This is a genomic window from Nocardia iowensis (genome assembly GCF_019222765.1).
Classification (GTDB): Bacteria; Actinomycetota; Actinomycetes; order Mycobacteriales; family Mycobacteriaceae; genus Nocardia; species Nocardia iowensis.
This window is the reverse complement of the sequence record NZ_CP078145.1, coordinates 7073871-7088832: the sequence shown is the minus strand read 5'-3', so window position 1 is coordinate 7088832 and position 14962 is coordinate 7073871. Positions and strand designations below refer to the sequence as shown.

Annotated in this window: 14 protein-coding genes and 1 tRNA gene; 12 read left to right on the top strand and 3 right to left on the bottom strand. The window is 67.3% G+C overall.

Annotated elements, in window-relative coordinates; genetic code table 11:
• Nucleotides 1–85: 85 nt before the first annotated feature.
• Complete coding sequence (locus KV110_RS32555; protein ID WP_246634129.1) at nt 86–1369, bottom strand: lipase family protein; 1284 nt, start codon at nt 1367–1369, stop codon at nt 86–88.
• Nucleotides 1370–1538: 169 nt separating this feature from the next.
• On the opposite strand from KV110_RS32555, the gene crcB reads away from it, so the two are divergent.
• From crcB to KV110_RS32520, 7 genes are all read left to right on the top strand, one after another.
• Nucleotides 1539–2015 (top strand): fluoride efflux transporter CrcB, encoded by a 477-nt coding sequence (crcB, locus tag KV110_RS32550; RefSeq protein ID WP_246634128.1) that lies wholly within the window; start codon nt 1539–1541, stop codon nt 2013–2015.
• Complete coding sequence (locus KV110_RS32545; protein WP_246634127.1) at nt 2012–2362, top strand: DUF190 domain-containing protein; 351 nt, start codon at nt 2012–2014, stop codon at nt 2360–2362. Before crcB ends, KV110_RS32545 begins: the two co-directional genes overlap by 4 nt.
• On the top strand, nt 2359–2721 hold the full coding sequence (locus KV110_RS32540) for a fluoride efflux transporter FluC (protein WP_218470991.1): 363 nt from the start codon (nt 2359–2361) through the stop codon (nt 2719–2721). The genes KV110_RS32545 and KV110_RS32540 overlap by 4 nt, the downstream gene beginning before the upstream one ends.
• Nucleotides 2722–2768: 47 nt before the next feature.
• Nucleotides 2769–4409, top strand: a complete 1641-nt coding sequence (gene pgm / locus KV110_RS32535) for a phosphoglucomutase (alpha-D-glucose-1,6-bisphosphate-dependent) (protein WP_218470990.1) — start codon at nt 2769–2771, stop codon at nt 4407–4409.
• Nucleotides 4402–5814 (top strand): MFS transporter, encoded by a 1413-nt coding sequence (locus tag KV110_RS32530; protein WP_218470989.1) that lies wholly within the window; start codon nt 4402–4404, stop codon nt 5812–5814. The genes pgm and KV110_RS32530 overlap by 8 nt, the downstream gene beginning before the upstream one ends.
• Nucleotides 5815–5916: 102 nt before the next feature.
• A complete protein-coding gene (locus tag KV110_RS32525; protein ID WP_218470988.1) occupies nt 5917–6618 on the top strand; it encodes a DsbA family protein in 702 nt (233 codons plus the stop codon).
• A gap of 107 nt (nt 6619–6725) precedes the next feature.
• On the top strand, nt 6726–7523 hold the full coding sequence (locus KV110_RS32520; RefSeq protein ID WP_218470987.1) for an SAM-dependent methyltransferase: 798 nt from the start codon (nt 6726–6728) through the stop codon (nt 7521–7523).
• A 500-nt stretch (nt 7524–8023) separates the two neighbouring features.
• Here KV110_RS32520 and KV110_RS32515 read toward each other — a convergent pair whose 3' ends face one another.
• Nucleotides 8024–9460, bottom strand: coding sequence for an HNH endonuclease signature motif containing protein (locus KV110_RS32515; RefSeq protein ID WP_218470986.1), 1437 nt, complete (start codon nt 9458–9460; stop codon nt 8024–8026).
• Nucleotides 9461–9582: 122 nt separating this feature from the next.
• Here KV110_RS32515 and KV110_RS32510 point away from each other — a divergent pair.
• Nucleotides 9583–9655, top strand: a tRNA-Ala gene (locus KV110_RS32510).
• A 452-nt stretch (nt 9656–10107) separates the two neighbouring features.
• Here the strand turns inward: KV110_RS32510 and KV110_RS32505 are convergent.
• Nucleotides 10108–10689: a TetR/AcrR family transcriptional regulator gene (locus KV110_RS32505; protein WP_218470985.1), complete on the bottom strand. Its 582-nt coding sequence runs from the start codon at nt 10687–10689 to the stop codon at nt 10108–10110.
• 93 nt (nt 10690–10782) lie between these two features.
• On the opposite strand from KV110_RS32505, the gene KV110_RS32500 reads away from it, so the two are divergent.
• From KV110_RS32500 to KV110_RS32485, 4 genes are all read left to right on the top strand, one after another.
• The gene (locus tag KV110_RS32500; RefSeq protein ID WP_218470984.1) at nt 10783–11559 is read left to right on the top strand and encodes an SDR family oxidoreductase; all 777 of its coding nucleotides are present in this window, start codon (nt 10783–10785) and stop codon (nt 11557–11559) included.
• Nucleotides 11552–11974 carry a GlcG/HbpS family heme-binding protein gene (locus KV110_RS32495; RefSeq protein ID WP_218470983.1) on the top strand — a complete coding sequence of 141 codons (423 nt, stop codon included), beginning with the start codon at nt 11552–11554 and terminating at the stop codon, nt 11972–11974. Before KV110_RS32500 ends, KV110_RS32495 begins: the two co-directional genes overlap by 8 nt.
• A gap of 167 nt (nt 11975–12141) precedes the next feature.
• On the top strand, nt 12142–12678 hold the full coding sequence (locus KV110_RS32490; RefSeq protein ID WP_218470982.1) for a hypothetical protein: 537 nt from the start codon (nt 12142–12144) through the stop codon (nt 12676–12678).
• A 248-nt stretch (nt 12679–12926) separates the two neighbouring features.
• Entirely contained in the window at nt 12927–14957 is a 2031-nt protein-coding gene (locus tag KV110_RS32485; protein ID WP_218470981.1) for an ATP-binding protein, read from the top strand.
• Nucleotides 14958–14962: the final 5 nt, after the last annotated feature.

Sequence of the window (14962 nt, the reverse complement as noted above, 5' to 3'; positions counted from 1 at the left end):
CGTCCACTCGGACGCGGGACGGGCCGCGAACGGCGCTCGCAAAACTCGCGCGTGGTGGTTGGTATAGCTCGGGTGTTGCGTGCAGTCAGCAGTTGCTCGGTGCCGGGATGCCCGCGAAGCGGTCGCCCAGATAGTTGAACGCGTTGACCGAGCCCGGTGCGATCGCGGTGCCGTGGTCGGCGCCGGCGATCATGTCCAGCTGCACCCGGACGCCCTCGGCGCAGTACCGGCCCGCGACATCGCGCACCAGCTGCGGCGAGACCTGGTCGGCGGCGCCGTGCCATTCGTAGATCGGGGTACGCGGCACGCCCGGGTAGATCTCGATGCTGTTCTCGTGCAGGATGCGGACCACCGTGGGATCGGCCTCCATATCGCCGTAGAAGACATCGCTGAAGCTCTTGTTCGCACCCGCGTTGATGATCTCGTTGGTGCACGCGTTGGCGACCTGGTCGCGCAGCGCGAACCCGGCCGGGTTCAGGATCCGGTCCATCTGCAGTTCGGACGGGTACTCCCGCTCGAGCCCGACGGCGGCCGCGAAGCCGAGGCCGAACAGCGGGGTCCGTTGCAACCCGACATCCTGGGCCAGCTTGCCGATGTTCATCGGGACACCGCCCTGCGCCGCGCCGACGATCGGCAACTCCGGCGCGTACTCCGGCGCGAGCGCCGCGGCGAATCCGGTCGCCATGCCGCCACCCGAGTAACCCGCCATGCCGACCGGGCTACCCGCGAGATCGGCTGGGGCGAACCGCTTTACGGCGCGAATGCCGTCGAGGGTCAGCCTGCCGCCGAGGCGCGCGGCGCCATAGGCGCTGGTCGGACCGAGATGATCCGGCACCGCCACCGCCCAGCCCCTGGCCAGCAGCAGGTTCAGCGCGGGCGCTTCCTGCATGGTGCCGTTGAAGATGCTGTGCGACGGTGCGCACTGGAGGCCGAGCGAATTGACGAACGGCTGATACGACACGAGCGGACGGTTCATGCCACCGCCCGGCGGAAGCAGCAGCGTGGTCATCGCCCCGATCGGTTCATCGGCCGAATTGGTCGACCGGTACAGCAATTGCCACGCGGTCGCGCCGGGGAAGCCCGCGGCGGGCACCGGCCTGCTGCGCATCACGTCGCCCGGCTGGAAGTTCGCGACATCCGGTGGCGCGGCGTAGAACCCGTCGCTGTCGGGGACCGGATAGATGGGGTCGGCCGCCGCTGGAGTCAGGTGGCCGAGCCCGGCCGTGGCCGCCGCGAGCGCCACGATCGAGAGCCGGCGGATAGCCCGGCTGACGGTCAATTGCCGTCTGCCGGAGGTTTGCTGATGCTCCGGTCGGCGCGGTTCCGCCGTCTCCGGGTGCGCATTCGGTTGTGCCCGTTGTGCCGCCATCGTTGCTCCGACCTGAGTAAGTGAGGTGGGGGAGGCAACTTCGGCCAAACCTTCAGCCCATTCGTACGCGGAACTCGGCCGGATGTCAACGAACAACGCTGTTCGTAGCGTCCCGGCGCGCCGGGTACAGCTGACTCGACCGTCCGGTCCAACCGATAACATTGCGCAGGTGGCGTTCGGCTCGAGAGGTCAGCAAGCGGGGCGTACCCCGTACGTCGAACCGACGGTGCTCGTGGTGATCTCGCTCGGCGGCGGCATCGGCGCGCTGGCCCGCTACGCCTTCGGCGTGTGGTGGCCCGCCGGGCCGGACCAGGTCCCCTGGTCGACGCTCGCGGTAAATGTCATGGGATGCTTTGCCATCGGGATGCTGATGGTTCTGATCACCGAGGTATGGGTAGCCCACAGACTGCTGCGTCCCTTTCTCGGTATCGGAGTGCTCGGCGGCTTCACCACTTTTTCCACCTACGGTCTCGAGGTTCGTAGACTGCTCGAATCGGGTGCCGCGGTTCAGGCGCTCGGCTATCTAGGGGGAACGGTGGTGGCGTCGCTGGGAGCCGTCGTGCTCGCCATGGGCATGACACGGTGGACAACTGGAATGGCTCGGCGGTCAACGGCAACGGCACGACGGAAGGGGGCCAGGCAGTGATCGAGCGAAGTGGAGCGGGACAGTGGCAACCGGCGGCCCGGCTGACGGTGCTGCTCGACGAGGACGACAAATGGCGGCACACGCCGCTGTATCACGAGATCGTCCGGCGCGCCCGCGACACCGGCTTGGCCGGGGCAAGCGTGTGGCGCGGCATCGAAGGCTACGGCGCGTCCTCCCGCATCCACACCACTCGCATCCTGGACCTGGCCGACCACCTGCCGCTGGTGCTGATGCTGGTCGACGAGACCGACCGGTTGCGCGCGTTCGTCGAGCAGAACGCCGAGCTGTTCACCAGCATCAATGTCGCCCTCTCACCACTCGAGCTGTGGCAGGGAGCCGCCCGATGACAGTGTTGCTCGTGGTGCTCGGCGGAATGCTCGGCGCGCCAGCGCGCTACCTGGTAGACCGTGCCGTAGCAGCGCGTTTCGATTCTCTGCTGCCGCTGGGCACGCTGACCGTTAACATTGTCGGTTCGGCGCTGCTCGGTGGATTGATCGGCGCGGGTGCGGGCAACTGGCTGCTGGCCGCTGCCGGTACGGGTTTTTGCGGCGCGCTGACCACCTTCAGCACGTTCGGTTACGAAACGATCCGGCTGGTGACGGACGGCGCTTACGCCTACGCCGTCGGCAACATCGTGATCAGTGTCGCGGCCGGCCTGACCGCGGTTTTCGCCGCCGCGTCGACGACGCAGTGGTTGTGGACATGATCCTGATGACGAGCAGGGCGCAGCCGATACGGAAGGGAGACCCGAGCATGGCCCATGATCGAGCCGGGCGTGTCGCGCGTCCCACCGACCTGGAAGACATCGCACATCTGGTTACGGCCTATTACAGCCGTATCCCGGATCCGACGGATCCGGCACAGCAGGTGGTTTTCGGTACGTCGGGACATCGCGGCTCCAGCCTGGACACCGCGTTCAACGAGGCGCACATCCTCGCGATCACGCAAGCGATCGTGGAATACCGTGCGACTCGCGGGATTACCGGACCGGTGTATCTGGCCAGGGACACCCACGCGTTGTCCGAACCGGCCATGGTCACCGCGCTGGAGGTGCTCGCCGCCAACGACGTGACCGCGATGATCGACGCCCGCGACCGATACACCCCGACGCCCGCCCTGAGTCATGCTGTGCTGCGCCACAATCGGGGCGGCACCAAGAATCAGGCCGACGGCATCGTGATCACCCCGTCGCACAATCCGCCACGCGACGGCGGCTTCAAATACAACCCGCCGCACGGCGGTCCGGCCGACAACACCGCCACCGACGCCATCGCCGCCCGTGCCAACGAACTGCTGCGCACCGGCCTCGCCGGCGTCAAGCGCACCACGTTGCAGCACGCGCTGGAGACCAACGTCCAGCGCTACGACTATCTCGACCACTACATCGCCGATCTGCCGAATGTGTTGAACCTGGACGCGATTCGCGGCGCGGGCATCCGGCTCGGCGCCGACCCGATGGGCGGGGCGAGCGTCGACTACTGGGAAGAGATCGGGCAGCGCTACGACCTCGAGCTCGAAGTTGTCAATCCGTTCGTCGACCCGACCTGGCGATTCATGACGCTGGACAGCGACGGCAAGATCCGGATGGACCCGTCATCGCGCTACGCGATGGCCTCGCTGATCGCCATCAAAGACGACTACGACCTATCCACCGGCAACGACGCCGACGCGGACCGGCACGGCATCGTCACCCCCGACGGTGGGCTGATGAACCCGAACCACTTCCTCGCGGTGGCCATCGAATACCTGGTCGCGAACCGGATGGGCTGGGACGCGCTCACCAAGATCGGCAAGACGGTGGTCACCTCGTCGATGATCGATCGGGTGGTCAGCGTGCTCGGCCGCGATGTGCACGAAGTGCCCGTCGGCTTCAAGTTCTTCGTGCCCGGATTGTTCAGTGGCAGCCTCGCTTTCGGCGGTGAGGAAAGCGCGGGCGCATCGTTCCTGCGGATGGACGGCACGGTGTGGACCACGGACAAGGACGGCATCCTGCTCGCACTGCTCGCCGCCGAGATCGCCGCGGTCACCGGGCAGAGCCCGTCCGCGCGCTATGTCGAACTGGAACGCCGTTACGGCAGTCCCGCCTATGCGCGGATCGACGCGGCCGCGACGACGGAACAGAAAGCACTATTGGCGAAGTTGACTCCGGACATGATCACCACCAAGGAGATCGCCGGTGAGCCCATCACGTCCGTGCTCACCAGGGCGAAGGGCAATGGCGCGCCGCTCGGCGGGCTCAAGGTGACCACGGAGAACGCGTGGTTCGCCGCCCGCCCCTCCGGCACCGAGGACAAATACAAGATCTACGCGGAGTCGTTCCACGGTCCCGAACACCTGGCTCAGGTGCAGGCGGCCGCGGAGGAAGTGGTGGGACAGGCGCTAGCCGGTGAGTAGTAGATCGGCCACGAAGTCCCTGCCCAACGAGATCTGGGTGTTGGTCGGGGGCGCGTTCGTTATCGCCATCGGCTTCGGCCTCGTCGCCCCGGTACTGCCGCAGTTCGCCCGCAGCTTCGGCGTCGGGGTGGCGGCCGCTTCGGCGATCGTGAGCGCGTTCGCGTTGATGCGGCTGCTGTTCGCGCCGACGAGCGGCTGGCTGGTGCAGCGGATGGGGGAGCGGTCCGTCTATCTCGGCGGGCTGTTGATCGTCGCGGTGTCGACCGGTGCCAGTGCGCTGGCCCAAAGCTATTGGCAGCTGATGGTTTTGCGGTCGCTCGGGGGGATCGGGTCGACCATGTTCACCGTGTCGTCGCTGGCGCTGGTGATCCGGATGTCGCCACCCGCCGAGCGGGGACGGGTGTCCGGGCTGTGGTCGACCAGCTTCCTGATCGGTTCGGTCAGCGGGCCGCTGGTCGGTGGGGCGCTGTCCGGGCTCGGGCTGCGGGTGCCGTTCGTGATCTACGCGGTGGCGTTGCTGGTGGTGAGCGTGGTCGTGTATCTGAGCCTGCGGAATTCGGAGCTCGCCGCACCGGAACCCGTTGGCGGCATCCGGATGATGTCGTTCGCCGAAGGATGGGCGCGGCCGGAGTACCGGGCGGTGCTGTGGTCGAACTTCGCCAACGGCGCCGCGGTGTTCGGGGTGCGGATGGCCTTGGTGCCGTTGCTGGTTGTCGAGGTGCTGCATCAGTCGCCGGGGATGGCCGGGGTGGCGTTGACCGTGTTCGCCGCGGGCAATGTCGCGGTGCTGTTCTATTCGGGCCGACTATCCGACCGGTGGGGGCGCAAACCGTTCCTGATCGTCGGATCACTGGTGTGCGCGCTCGGCACCGCCGGACTCGGTATCGCCGACACCGTGCCGTGGTTGCTCGCCACCTCATTCGTGGCCGGACTCGGCTCCGGCATGTTCACCCCCACTCAGCAGGCCGCCGTCGCCGACATCATCGGCCCGAACGCCCGCGGTGGACCGGTGCTCGCCGGGTTCCAGATGGCCGCCGACCTCGGCACCGTCCTCGGCCCGGTGGCGGTCGGTGCGCTGGCCCAGCAGGCGTCCTACGGACTCGCCCTCGCCGTCACCGGCGCGCTGCTCGCGGTGGCGGCGGTCGGCTGGGCAGTGGTGCCGGAGCCGATGCGCAAGCGAGTGCCGGACAAGGACGTCCACGTCGAATGCGACCACATCTGTGGCGCGGACGGCGCCGACCACCAGTTGGTGTCCCACGATGCCAAGATCGATCACGCGGTGAGCGACGCGGCCGGAGCTCCCGTGGCGGACAGCCCGGTGGCACCGGTCGTTACCGACGCCGATCCCTCCGTGCAGCACGACGCAGACACCGAACCCACTGCCCGCGACTCGATCGCACGCTAACCGGCACACTAGAAGCGGGTGGGGGTTGGCGATGGGGGTGGGTGCTGGTTGCGGCAGAGTAGGGGGGTGAGCGAAGCGCGTTCGAACTACACACCTAGGCCGATGTCCAGTAAGACCACCTATGCGTTGGGGGCGGTGGCTCTCGCGTTGATCGCGGTGATCGTTTTCGCGGCGGTCCGCTGGGGGCACGACGAGGCGAGCGTGCGCAACGAGGGGTATGGGGCGGTGCACGATCCCGGTGTGCGCGTGCTGCTGGAGCCGGGTGGTTCGATTCTGCTCGGCAGGCCAAGCGCGCCGAAGACGATCGACATCTTCGAGGACCCGATCTGCCCGGCCTGCGGGAACATGGAGCGCATCTACGGTCAGGAGATCGCCCAGAAGATCGACGAGGGCAAGCTGGCGGTGCGCTACCGGCTGGTGAACTTCCTCGACAACCGCTCGCGGAGCAAGGATTACTCGACGCGCGCGGTCGCCGCCAATCAGTGTGTCGCCGAGGGCGGATCGGGCCAGGTGTACTCGAAGTTCCACATGGAGTTGTTCACCACCAAGCGCCCCAGCGAGGGTGGCGCCGATCTGAGCAACGACGAACTCGCCGCGATCGCCCGGGTCGCGGGCGCACCGGAATCGGTGCTGCAGTGCATCTCCACCGGCGCCCAGGTCGACGCGGCCCGCACCAACGCAACCGCGACGACCGACGCACTCGGTGCGGCGCTCGGCGGCGCCGCGGGCACGCCGACCGTGTTCGACGGCAAGACCAAGATCGAGCTGAACAACGAGGACTGGGTGGACGTCCTCACCCGGTGATGTCGAATGGGCCTCGGATAGGCCAATGGCCCACGCGATATCCGCCTGCGTGACTAGGCTTTTCGAAGATGGTCAGTTGTCCGAGTATCGCTCGCGAAGGATGAATGATGACGAATCCCGAGTCGGCGCCATTCGACGTATCCAAGCCGAGTATCTCGCGGGTCTACGACGCTCTGCTCGGTGGTAAGGACTATTACCCGTCCGACGAACACGTCCTCGAGCATCTGCGCGCGACCATGCCCGAGGTCGACGAGCTGGCCAAGCTGAATCGCGCGGTCCTCGGCCGCGGGGTCCGCTACCTGGCGGGGCAAGCGGGACTGAAGCAATACCTCGACCTGGGCGCCGGGCTACCGACAATGGAGAACACCCATCAGGTCGCGCAAGCGCTGCAACCGGACGCCAGGGTCGTCTACGTCGACAACGATCCGATCGTGTTGGCGCACGGGCGTGCGCTGCTCGGGAAAAACGGGCAGACCAGCGTCATCACCGCCGATTTGCGAGACCCCGCTGCCGTGCTGGCACATCCCGACGCTCAGCGGATGATCGACTTTTCCGAACCGGTCGCGGTCATGCTCGTCGGCATGCTGCATCACCTGCACGACAACGAGAATCCGGCGGGCGTCGTCGACGGGTATCTGGATGCCGTGCCCGCCGGCAGTCACCTGTTCATCACACACTTCCTAGACACGGGTGAGGAATCGCGTGCGTTGGAGAAGTCGTTCCTGAACTTCCTCGGTACCGGACGATTCCGGACCCGCGCGGAGATCATGCGCCTGTTCCGTGGCTGCGAACTGGTCGAGCCCGGCCTGGTGCCGCTGTCGCGGTGGCGGCCGGACGGCATCGTGCGCGAGAAGCTCACCCTCGTCGAAGAAATCATCGTCGGCGGGATAGCCGTCAAGTCCTGAGCGTGGGTGGGGCCGGGCCGGGCACACCACCTTGCCGCGGCCCGGCCCGCTCGACGCAGGCCAGCCGACTCCGGGAGTTCCCCGAGACAGCGGGCGCCGAGCATTCGGGTGGTTCGAGGGCCGAGCCATCGAACACGTCGAAGACCCGGCCCACTCGGCGGCGATCCGGCTACCCCAGTCAGCCAGACCGCTACCCGCCGAGCATTCGGTTGGTCGGCGGGCCGAGCCGTCGCATCCACCACCCGACGGCCCGGCCCACTCGACGGCGCGGTCGAACATCCCCGCAACCGCGGCGCGTCGAGTCTGTTGGTTCGTGGGCCGAGCCGCCGACTCCACCTGTCTACGGCTCGGCCCGCTCGACGGCGCTGTCCAGCTTCCCCAGTTGGCCGGGACCGCCGCGCGTCGAGTCTTCAGTTGGTCTGTTGGCCGGGCCGCCTGCGGTTGTTGATGGCCGGGCACTTGCTGCTCCTTGTCTTTCGGACCGCCGCTATCGAGGTGGATCAATACGCGGGGTTGGTCGCGGGAGTTGGTGCGTCATCAGGTATTTCGTCTTCCGGGGTGATGCGGCACAGCTGGCGGTGGACGAGGACGTGCCCGCGGAGGGGATAGGCGAGATCATCGGGGAAGCCGTTCGCCGGTTCGATCTGGGGCGGGCCCTCGTTGAGGCCGGTCGGTGCCTCGATGTCTTTGTGGGGGAACAGGTATCGGGATCCCTCACGGACCGTGGTGTGCACCGTGCCGGTCGGTGCGGTCCACTGCAACCGATCCGGGTCGGCCAGCCAGGTGTCCCACGGCACTTTCTTCTTGTCCGCCAACGTTTTCAAGCGGTGATGGCGAGCGCACAGTGTCGTTGTGTCGGCACGGGAGATCGGCTGCCGGTGGTGAGCGAGTTCGGATTCGGCTGCGGGCATCGTGCATCCCGGGAACCGGCACATTCCGTCCAGCGCCCGCACTTCCCGGTCCAGTCGCGGCGACTGCGCAACCTGTTCGCCCGCGACCGGATCGTCGGCATCCGATTGTTCCGGAATGACTTGGAACCGAGCATGTTCCGCGAGTAACCGGGCGAGCGCGGCGTCGATCGGGCCGTACCCCGCGAGAAACGCGGGCGCTTCGCTGATCCCGAGCAATGTGTCCGCCGGAATCCCGATCTGGATCAGCGGCCGACGCGGCGGCTCAGCCGCCACATCCTTTTTCGGACATCGCTCGCCCCGCCCGCACCCGCATCGCAACCGCCCCGACCCGTCGGCCAACGCCACCAGCGCATCGGCCCGCCGCTGCGGCATCGTCCGCGGATCCGACGCACACACCTGCAAGCTCATCTCACGCAGCCGCATTGCCACTGTCTGCGCACCGGGCGCAGGCAGCAACCCCTCGAACACGGCCATGCTGTCCTGCATCGCCCGGATCCGGACATCGCGGTCATTCTGTCGCTGCTCCCGACGACGTTGCGCCCCAATGGGATCCAGCCGTGCCACCCATCGCCGCGCCGCCTGCCGCAGCCGCACCGGCGTGGTCCGCCCCGCGGTCTCCAACAACCTCGGCTCCAACTCGCCGAGCACGTCCCTGGCCACCGCGCGCGTGTTGTCGATGATCACCCGCACCTTCGCCAAGTCGATCCGTCCCGCCGCGAACTCCGCCCGCGTGCGCGGCAGCCAACCCTCCAGCGCCAGACCGACATCGATCATCGCGGCAACGGACCCCTCATCGACCTGCACCGCCACCGCCGCCTCCGTCGCCGCGAACTCACCCGCCCGCACCCCACCCGGCCCCGGCTCCGCACTCGCCGCCCGATGCCGCCGATACAGCTCCCGCACCGCGAACACCTCCGCCGCCTGCGCCGCCGCCGAAGCCCCATGCGCCGTCCGAAGGGCGTCGATCAGCCCCTCATCGCTCATGGCCGGAAAGTCCATCGCCGAGAGATCGCTTCCTTCGAACATGTGTTCGAGTCTACGACCGTCAACCCTCCACCGCCACCCCCGATTCAACGCGATTTGGCTGCCACCACACCCGTGGTGTAACTTCGTTCAGGCAGTCAGGGAAACCTGAACGCAACCCACTCGGGGCTATGGCGCAGCTGGTAGCGCACCACACTGGCAGTGTGGGGGTCAGGGGTTCGAGTCCCCTTAGCTCCACTTGAATCCCAGGTCAGGCCCGGTATTGCACCGGGCCTGACCTGTTTTATCTGAACCGACCCCACGTTTCCCCACGGTTTCGCTGCCGGTTTGGGGACGGACGTAGCGCCCGGCTTCTGGCGGTTTGTGCGGTCGGTGGCGAGCCGACGTGAAAACCGCTATTCGGCAGGTGGATTCGGCGTTGAAACCATTGAGTGGAGTGCCCTCCCCTACCAGGCGTGAATGGCCAACCAGAGGTTTGGAGGCTGACCTCCCTCCTGCTCCAGTTCGCGGCGCAGCCCGGACTCGGTGATCAGTTCGGTGACAGTGAGTTTGCCGGTGGTCGACCTCAGCGGTGCGCCCGGCCACGGCGATGATCAGCGAGACGGCGGCGCCGGTCAGCGGGCGCTTCAGGGCTGAGAGCCGGGTATCCAGAGGAGCGCGCGATCAGAGGCTGGCGACGGTGGGATGAGCTATCGGCCGGTGGGCGGGGCGATCTCGCGGCAGAGGGCCGCGACGCCGGCGACCATTGCCGCGCGGTGGGTGTCGAGGCGCTGCGGTGAGGATGGGTCGTCGGAGAGTGCCTGCAGCGAGGGTGATGCGTTGAACCAAGCGGTGGCGAGTCCTAGTACGAGTGCCAGCAGGTCGGCGGGGTCACCGTCGCTGTGTTCGCGCAGCGCTGTGATTTTCGGGCGGTAGGCGCCGATCTCGCCGGAGGTCGCTTCGGGGCGTTCGAGATTTGCCCATGTCGACAGCCGCAGGACCTCCGGGTCCTCCAGGAGTCGGTCGAACAGTCTGCCGGCGTAGTCGGGGAGGTCGTTCGGGGTGAACGGGACTGCGGCTGACAGCTCGGTGAGTGCTTGGGCGACGATGTGGTCGAACAGTTGTTCCTTGGGCCCGAAGTGCATGTAGATCGAGCGCTTGTTGGCGTTGGCCTCGTCGGCGATGCGGTCGATTCGGGCTCCGGCCAACCCGAAGCGCGCGAACTCCACGCGCGCCGCGGCCAAGATCCGTCTCTTGGTGTCGGTGGCATCTGGTGGCACGGTCAGCACCATATCACCAATGTAACTAACTGGTGATTGACAATATCGAGCGCGGCTGCCAGGCTTGCAAAGGTAAATATCCAGATAGTTACAGTGAGGAAGCGCATGTCACAGAAGATCCTCATCACCGGCGCGAGCTCCGGGTTCGGCCGTGGGACTGCCCTAGAACTCGCCCGTCAGGGGCACACGATCATCGCCGCCGCCGAGACGTGGCCGCAGGTGCGCAGCCTGCGTGCCGACGCGGAAGCCGCGGACGTCGAGTTGCGGGTGATCAAGCTGAACCTGCTCGACGATCTCGACATCGCCTATGCGGGGTCCTTCGACCCCGACGTGCTGGTACTCAATGCCGGCGTGATGGAGGGCGGCTCGATGGTCGACATCCCGATGCAGCGGGTGCGGGAATCCTTCGACGTCAACGTCTTCGGGCATCTGCAGTTGGTGCAGGCCATCGCACCGAAGATGATCGCCCGGGGGTCGGGCAAGATCGTGTGGACCTCGTCGATGGGCGGCATTCTCGTTGTCCCGTTCCTGGGCGCGTACTGCGCCACTAAACACGCCATCGAAGCCATCGCGGGCTCGATGAAGGCCGAACTCGCACCCCATGGAGTCAAGGTCGCGACCATCAATCCCGGCGTGTTCGGCACCGGGTTCAACGACACCGGCGCCGAGAGCTACGTGCAGTGGTATGACCCGGACACCGCCGTGGTGCCGATGCCCGATTTCGCCGCGAGCCTGGCCGATCAGGCCGACCCGCAGGAAATGATCGACGCCATGGTCGAGGTGATCCCCGCCGCCGAACACCCCTACCGCACCATGCGACCGCTGGAGACCATCGCGGCGGCCAAGCAGTGGCAGGAAACAGAGTGGACCCAGAATGCCTGAACCCCAGCCTGTCTCGGTCGCGCAACCGATAACCCTCGACTACGCGCACCAACTCCTCACCCGGGGGCGGGCAGCGGCCGACGACGCCGGTCTGCGTGCGGTATTCGCGGTACTCGACGCGGGCGCGAACATGGTCGCGTTCGCACGCATGGACGGTGCGTGGTTGGCCTCTGTCGACCTCGCGGTCGCCAAGGCCCGGACCTCGGTGATGTTCCAAGCTCCCAGCGAGGCATTGAACACCCCGCTGGAACTCGGCGCGCCGGTGCCGCACTTCGACCACCTCAACGGCGGCCTGCTGCTCATGGGCGGCGGCCTACCGATCGTCGACGACCAGGGCGCACTGATCGGCGGCCTCGGCGTCTCCGGCGGAACACCGGAACAGGACGCACAACTGGCACGAACCGCCCTGGCCTGACCCGATCGGGACGAATCACCAGACGGGTGAACACGAGCCCGGCGGTCGCGCTCCGACGTCAAGCGGGCGCGACCGCCGCCGCTCCGATCACCCGTAGACAACGCCATACCCATACCCCGCGGCTGGCCGACCGGTTCGGCCCGGCCGCGCCATGTGAAGGACAAGCAATGACGACATCGGTGGTATCGAGCAGAGATGGGAACGGCAGCGCGGTGACCATTGCGCAGCTACGAGCGATCATGGCGGTGCTGCATGTCGATACCGAATCCGTGGCGGCGGTGGGGGATGCCGCAGTCGAGCGCGCGGAGCTGGCGGCCGTGCTGCACGCGTTGGTCAGCGACGCACTGCGGCGATCGGTCGTCGAGGCGCCGCTGGGTCAGTGCGCGGAGATCTGGTCCGCCGCCGCGACCGCCGGGCACACGGCACTGGCCGATACCGGGCTCGCCGAGCAGGCCCAATTCGATGCCAACTGGCTACGACAGCACATCACCACACTCTCCTCGAACGACGCACCCGCCTCGACGGCCACACTCCTGACCGCAGCGGCAACAGCGATCGATGCCGCAACCATCCTGCTCGCCGTCGCACGCAACCCCACCGGCGACGGAAGCCGCGACGCATGGCAAGCCGCGATCACCCACCTCGCCTACGCATTCCACCTGACCAACGACGAATACAACGACCTCACCCAACCCGTTCGATGAAGCCCGGCCCGGCGGCGGCAGGGTTCGGAACCGACACTCAATCGTCGCTGCCGATCACCCTGTCCAGAGCCGCTGCCGCAGCAGTGTGCACTCGTCCACGAGCCATGTAGTGCCGCTGAGTCATGGCGGGGTCTGCGTGAGCATCGGTACCGAGCTCGGGGGATCTCCGGTACGGACAAGAGAGGGCGGCGCCAGGCACAGTCATTTGACTGATTCGACACCCGCCGTCGACTCGTACATTCGTGGGCATGCCGACAGACACCACACGAACACCATCGAGGCTGGCGCACACCTTGGCTGCCGGGCGAGACCGGGCTTTTGTTGGCAGGCGCGCCGAACTCGAGTGGTTCGCCGCGGCACTCGACGGGGTGCCCGAGGCCCGGCCGGTGCACTACTTGCACGGGCCGGGTGGTATCGGGAAGTCGACGTTGTTGCGGGTATTCGCCGGGCTGGCGCAGCGCGGCGGTCGTCCCGTGGTCGAAATCGACGGCCGGACAGTGGTTCCCACGCCCGAGGGGTTCCTGGCCGCGGCGGGGACCGCATTGCATCAGCCCGGGGTGGTGCTGCTGATCGACACGTTCGAAAAGTGCCAAGGGCTGGAGGGCTGGCTGTGGGAGCGGTTTCTGCCGCAGTTGCCGGTCGGCGCGGTGGTGGCGGTCGCCGGGCGGGCCGAGCCGGAGCTGCTGTGGACCTCCGACCCCGGGTGGGTCGATCTGCTGCGGGTCACTGCGCTCCGGAATCTCGCTCCGCAGGAGGCCGCGGAGTTTCTGCACGCCCGGCACGTGCCTGCCAGTGTGCAGCAGGCCGTGCTCGAGTTCACCGGCGGTAATCCGCTCGCGCTGGCATTGGCGGCGGTGGTAGCGGTGAAAGACGGTGCGCCGAGCGGAGATTGGCGCCCGAGCCAAGACACCATCGCGACGCTGCTGCGCCAATTGATCGGTAGCACACCCAGTCCCGAGCACAGCCGCGCGCTCGAGGTATGCGCACACGCCTATGTCACTTCGGAGTCGCTGCTGCGCGCGGTATTCGGCGTCCGAGCGGCGGAGTTGTTCGCCTGGCTGCGGGTGCAGCCGTTCATCGAATCCACCGGCGCCGGACTGTTTCCGCACGATGTGGTGCGGGAGGCACTGGAGGCCGATCTGAAGTGGCGGGACCCGGAAGGGTTCGCCGAAATGCATCACCAGATGCGGGAAGTGCATCTGGCGCAACTGCGTTCGGTTCCGGAGTCACAGCTGCTGCAGGCGACCGGTGCGTTGATCTTCCTGTATCGCACCGACCGGCAGATCTCGGAATTCAATGTTTGGCGTGAGGTCGGGCTCGTCGAGGATCATCCGTACGTCGAGTCGCAGCGCGAGCAGGTGCTGGAGCTGGTGCGCCGCCACGAAGGCGAGGAATCGGCCGCGATCGCGGCATTCTGGCTGGACCAGCAGCCCCAGGCCTTCCGCGTCTACCTCGCCACGCAGACCGGCGAACTCTGCGCGTTCTCCGCCTGGCTCGAAGTCGTCGAGCCCGTCGGGCTGGAGGTCGATCCGGTGGTCGCGGCAGCGTGGCGATACGCGCGGGCCAACGGGCCGTTGCGATCGGGGGAGTATCTGGCCTTGGCGCGCTTCACCATCGATGCCACCGCTTACCAGCGGCCGGCGGCTGCCACCACCCTCGCCCAGTGGCGGGCCACGGGTGAGATGGTTCGTGGTGAACGGCTCGCCTGGTCCTTCGTCGTCATGCGCGACGACGGTTACTGGGACGGGCATCTCGGCGATATCAATATGATGCCCATCGATTCTCCGCCGGTCGTCGGCGCTCACCGATACGCGCTGTTCGCGCACGACTGGCGCACGCAACCACCGGGCCCGTGGCTGGAGGAGAAGTCCGCCGCCATGCTAGCGGGCGCCTCCATGGCCGATGGGCCGGTTCGCGGACCCGCGGAGCTGGTGGTGCTGTCTCGTCCGGAGTTCGACGCGGCCATTCGCGACGCACTGCGCACGTTGCGCAGACCGGTTGCGCTGGGCGACAATCCGCTCAATCGGAGCCGCCTGGTGCAGGAGAGCGGGAAGTCGCTGACCGAGGTGCTCGCGGATGCGGCGCAGGCACTGCTGACCGAGCGTGGGGGCGAGAAGTTGCATCGGGCGGTCAGTGTCGCCTATTTCAAGGGCGCGCCCACTCAGGAGGTGGCGGCGGAGCTGCTCGGCTTGCCGTTCAGCACCTACCGCCGCCATCTCGGCACCGCCGTGGAGCGGATGAGCGAGCTGCTCTGGCATCACGAGTTGAACGGCCACTGAGGTGG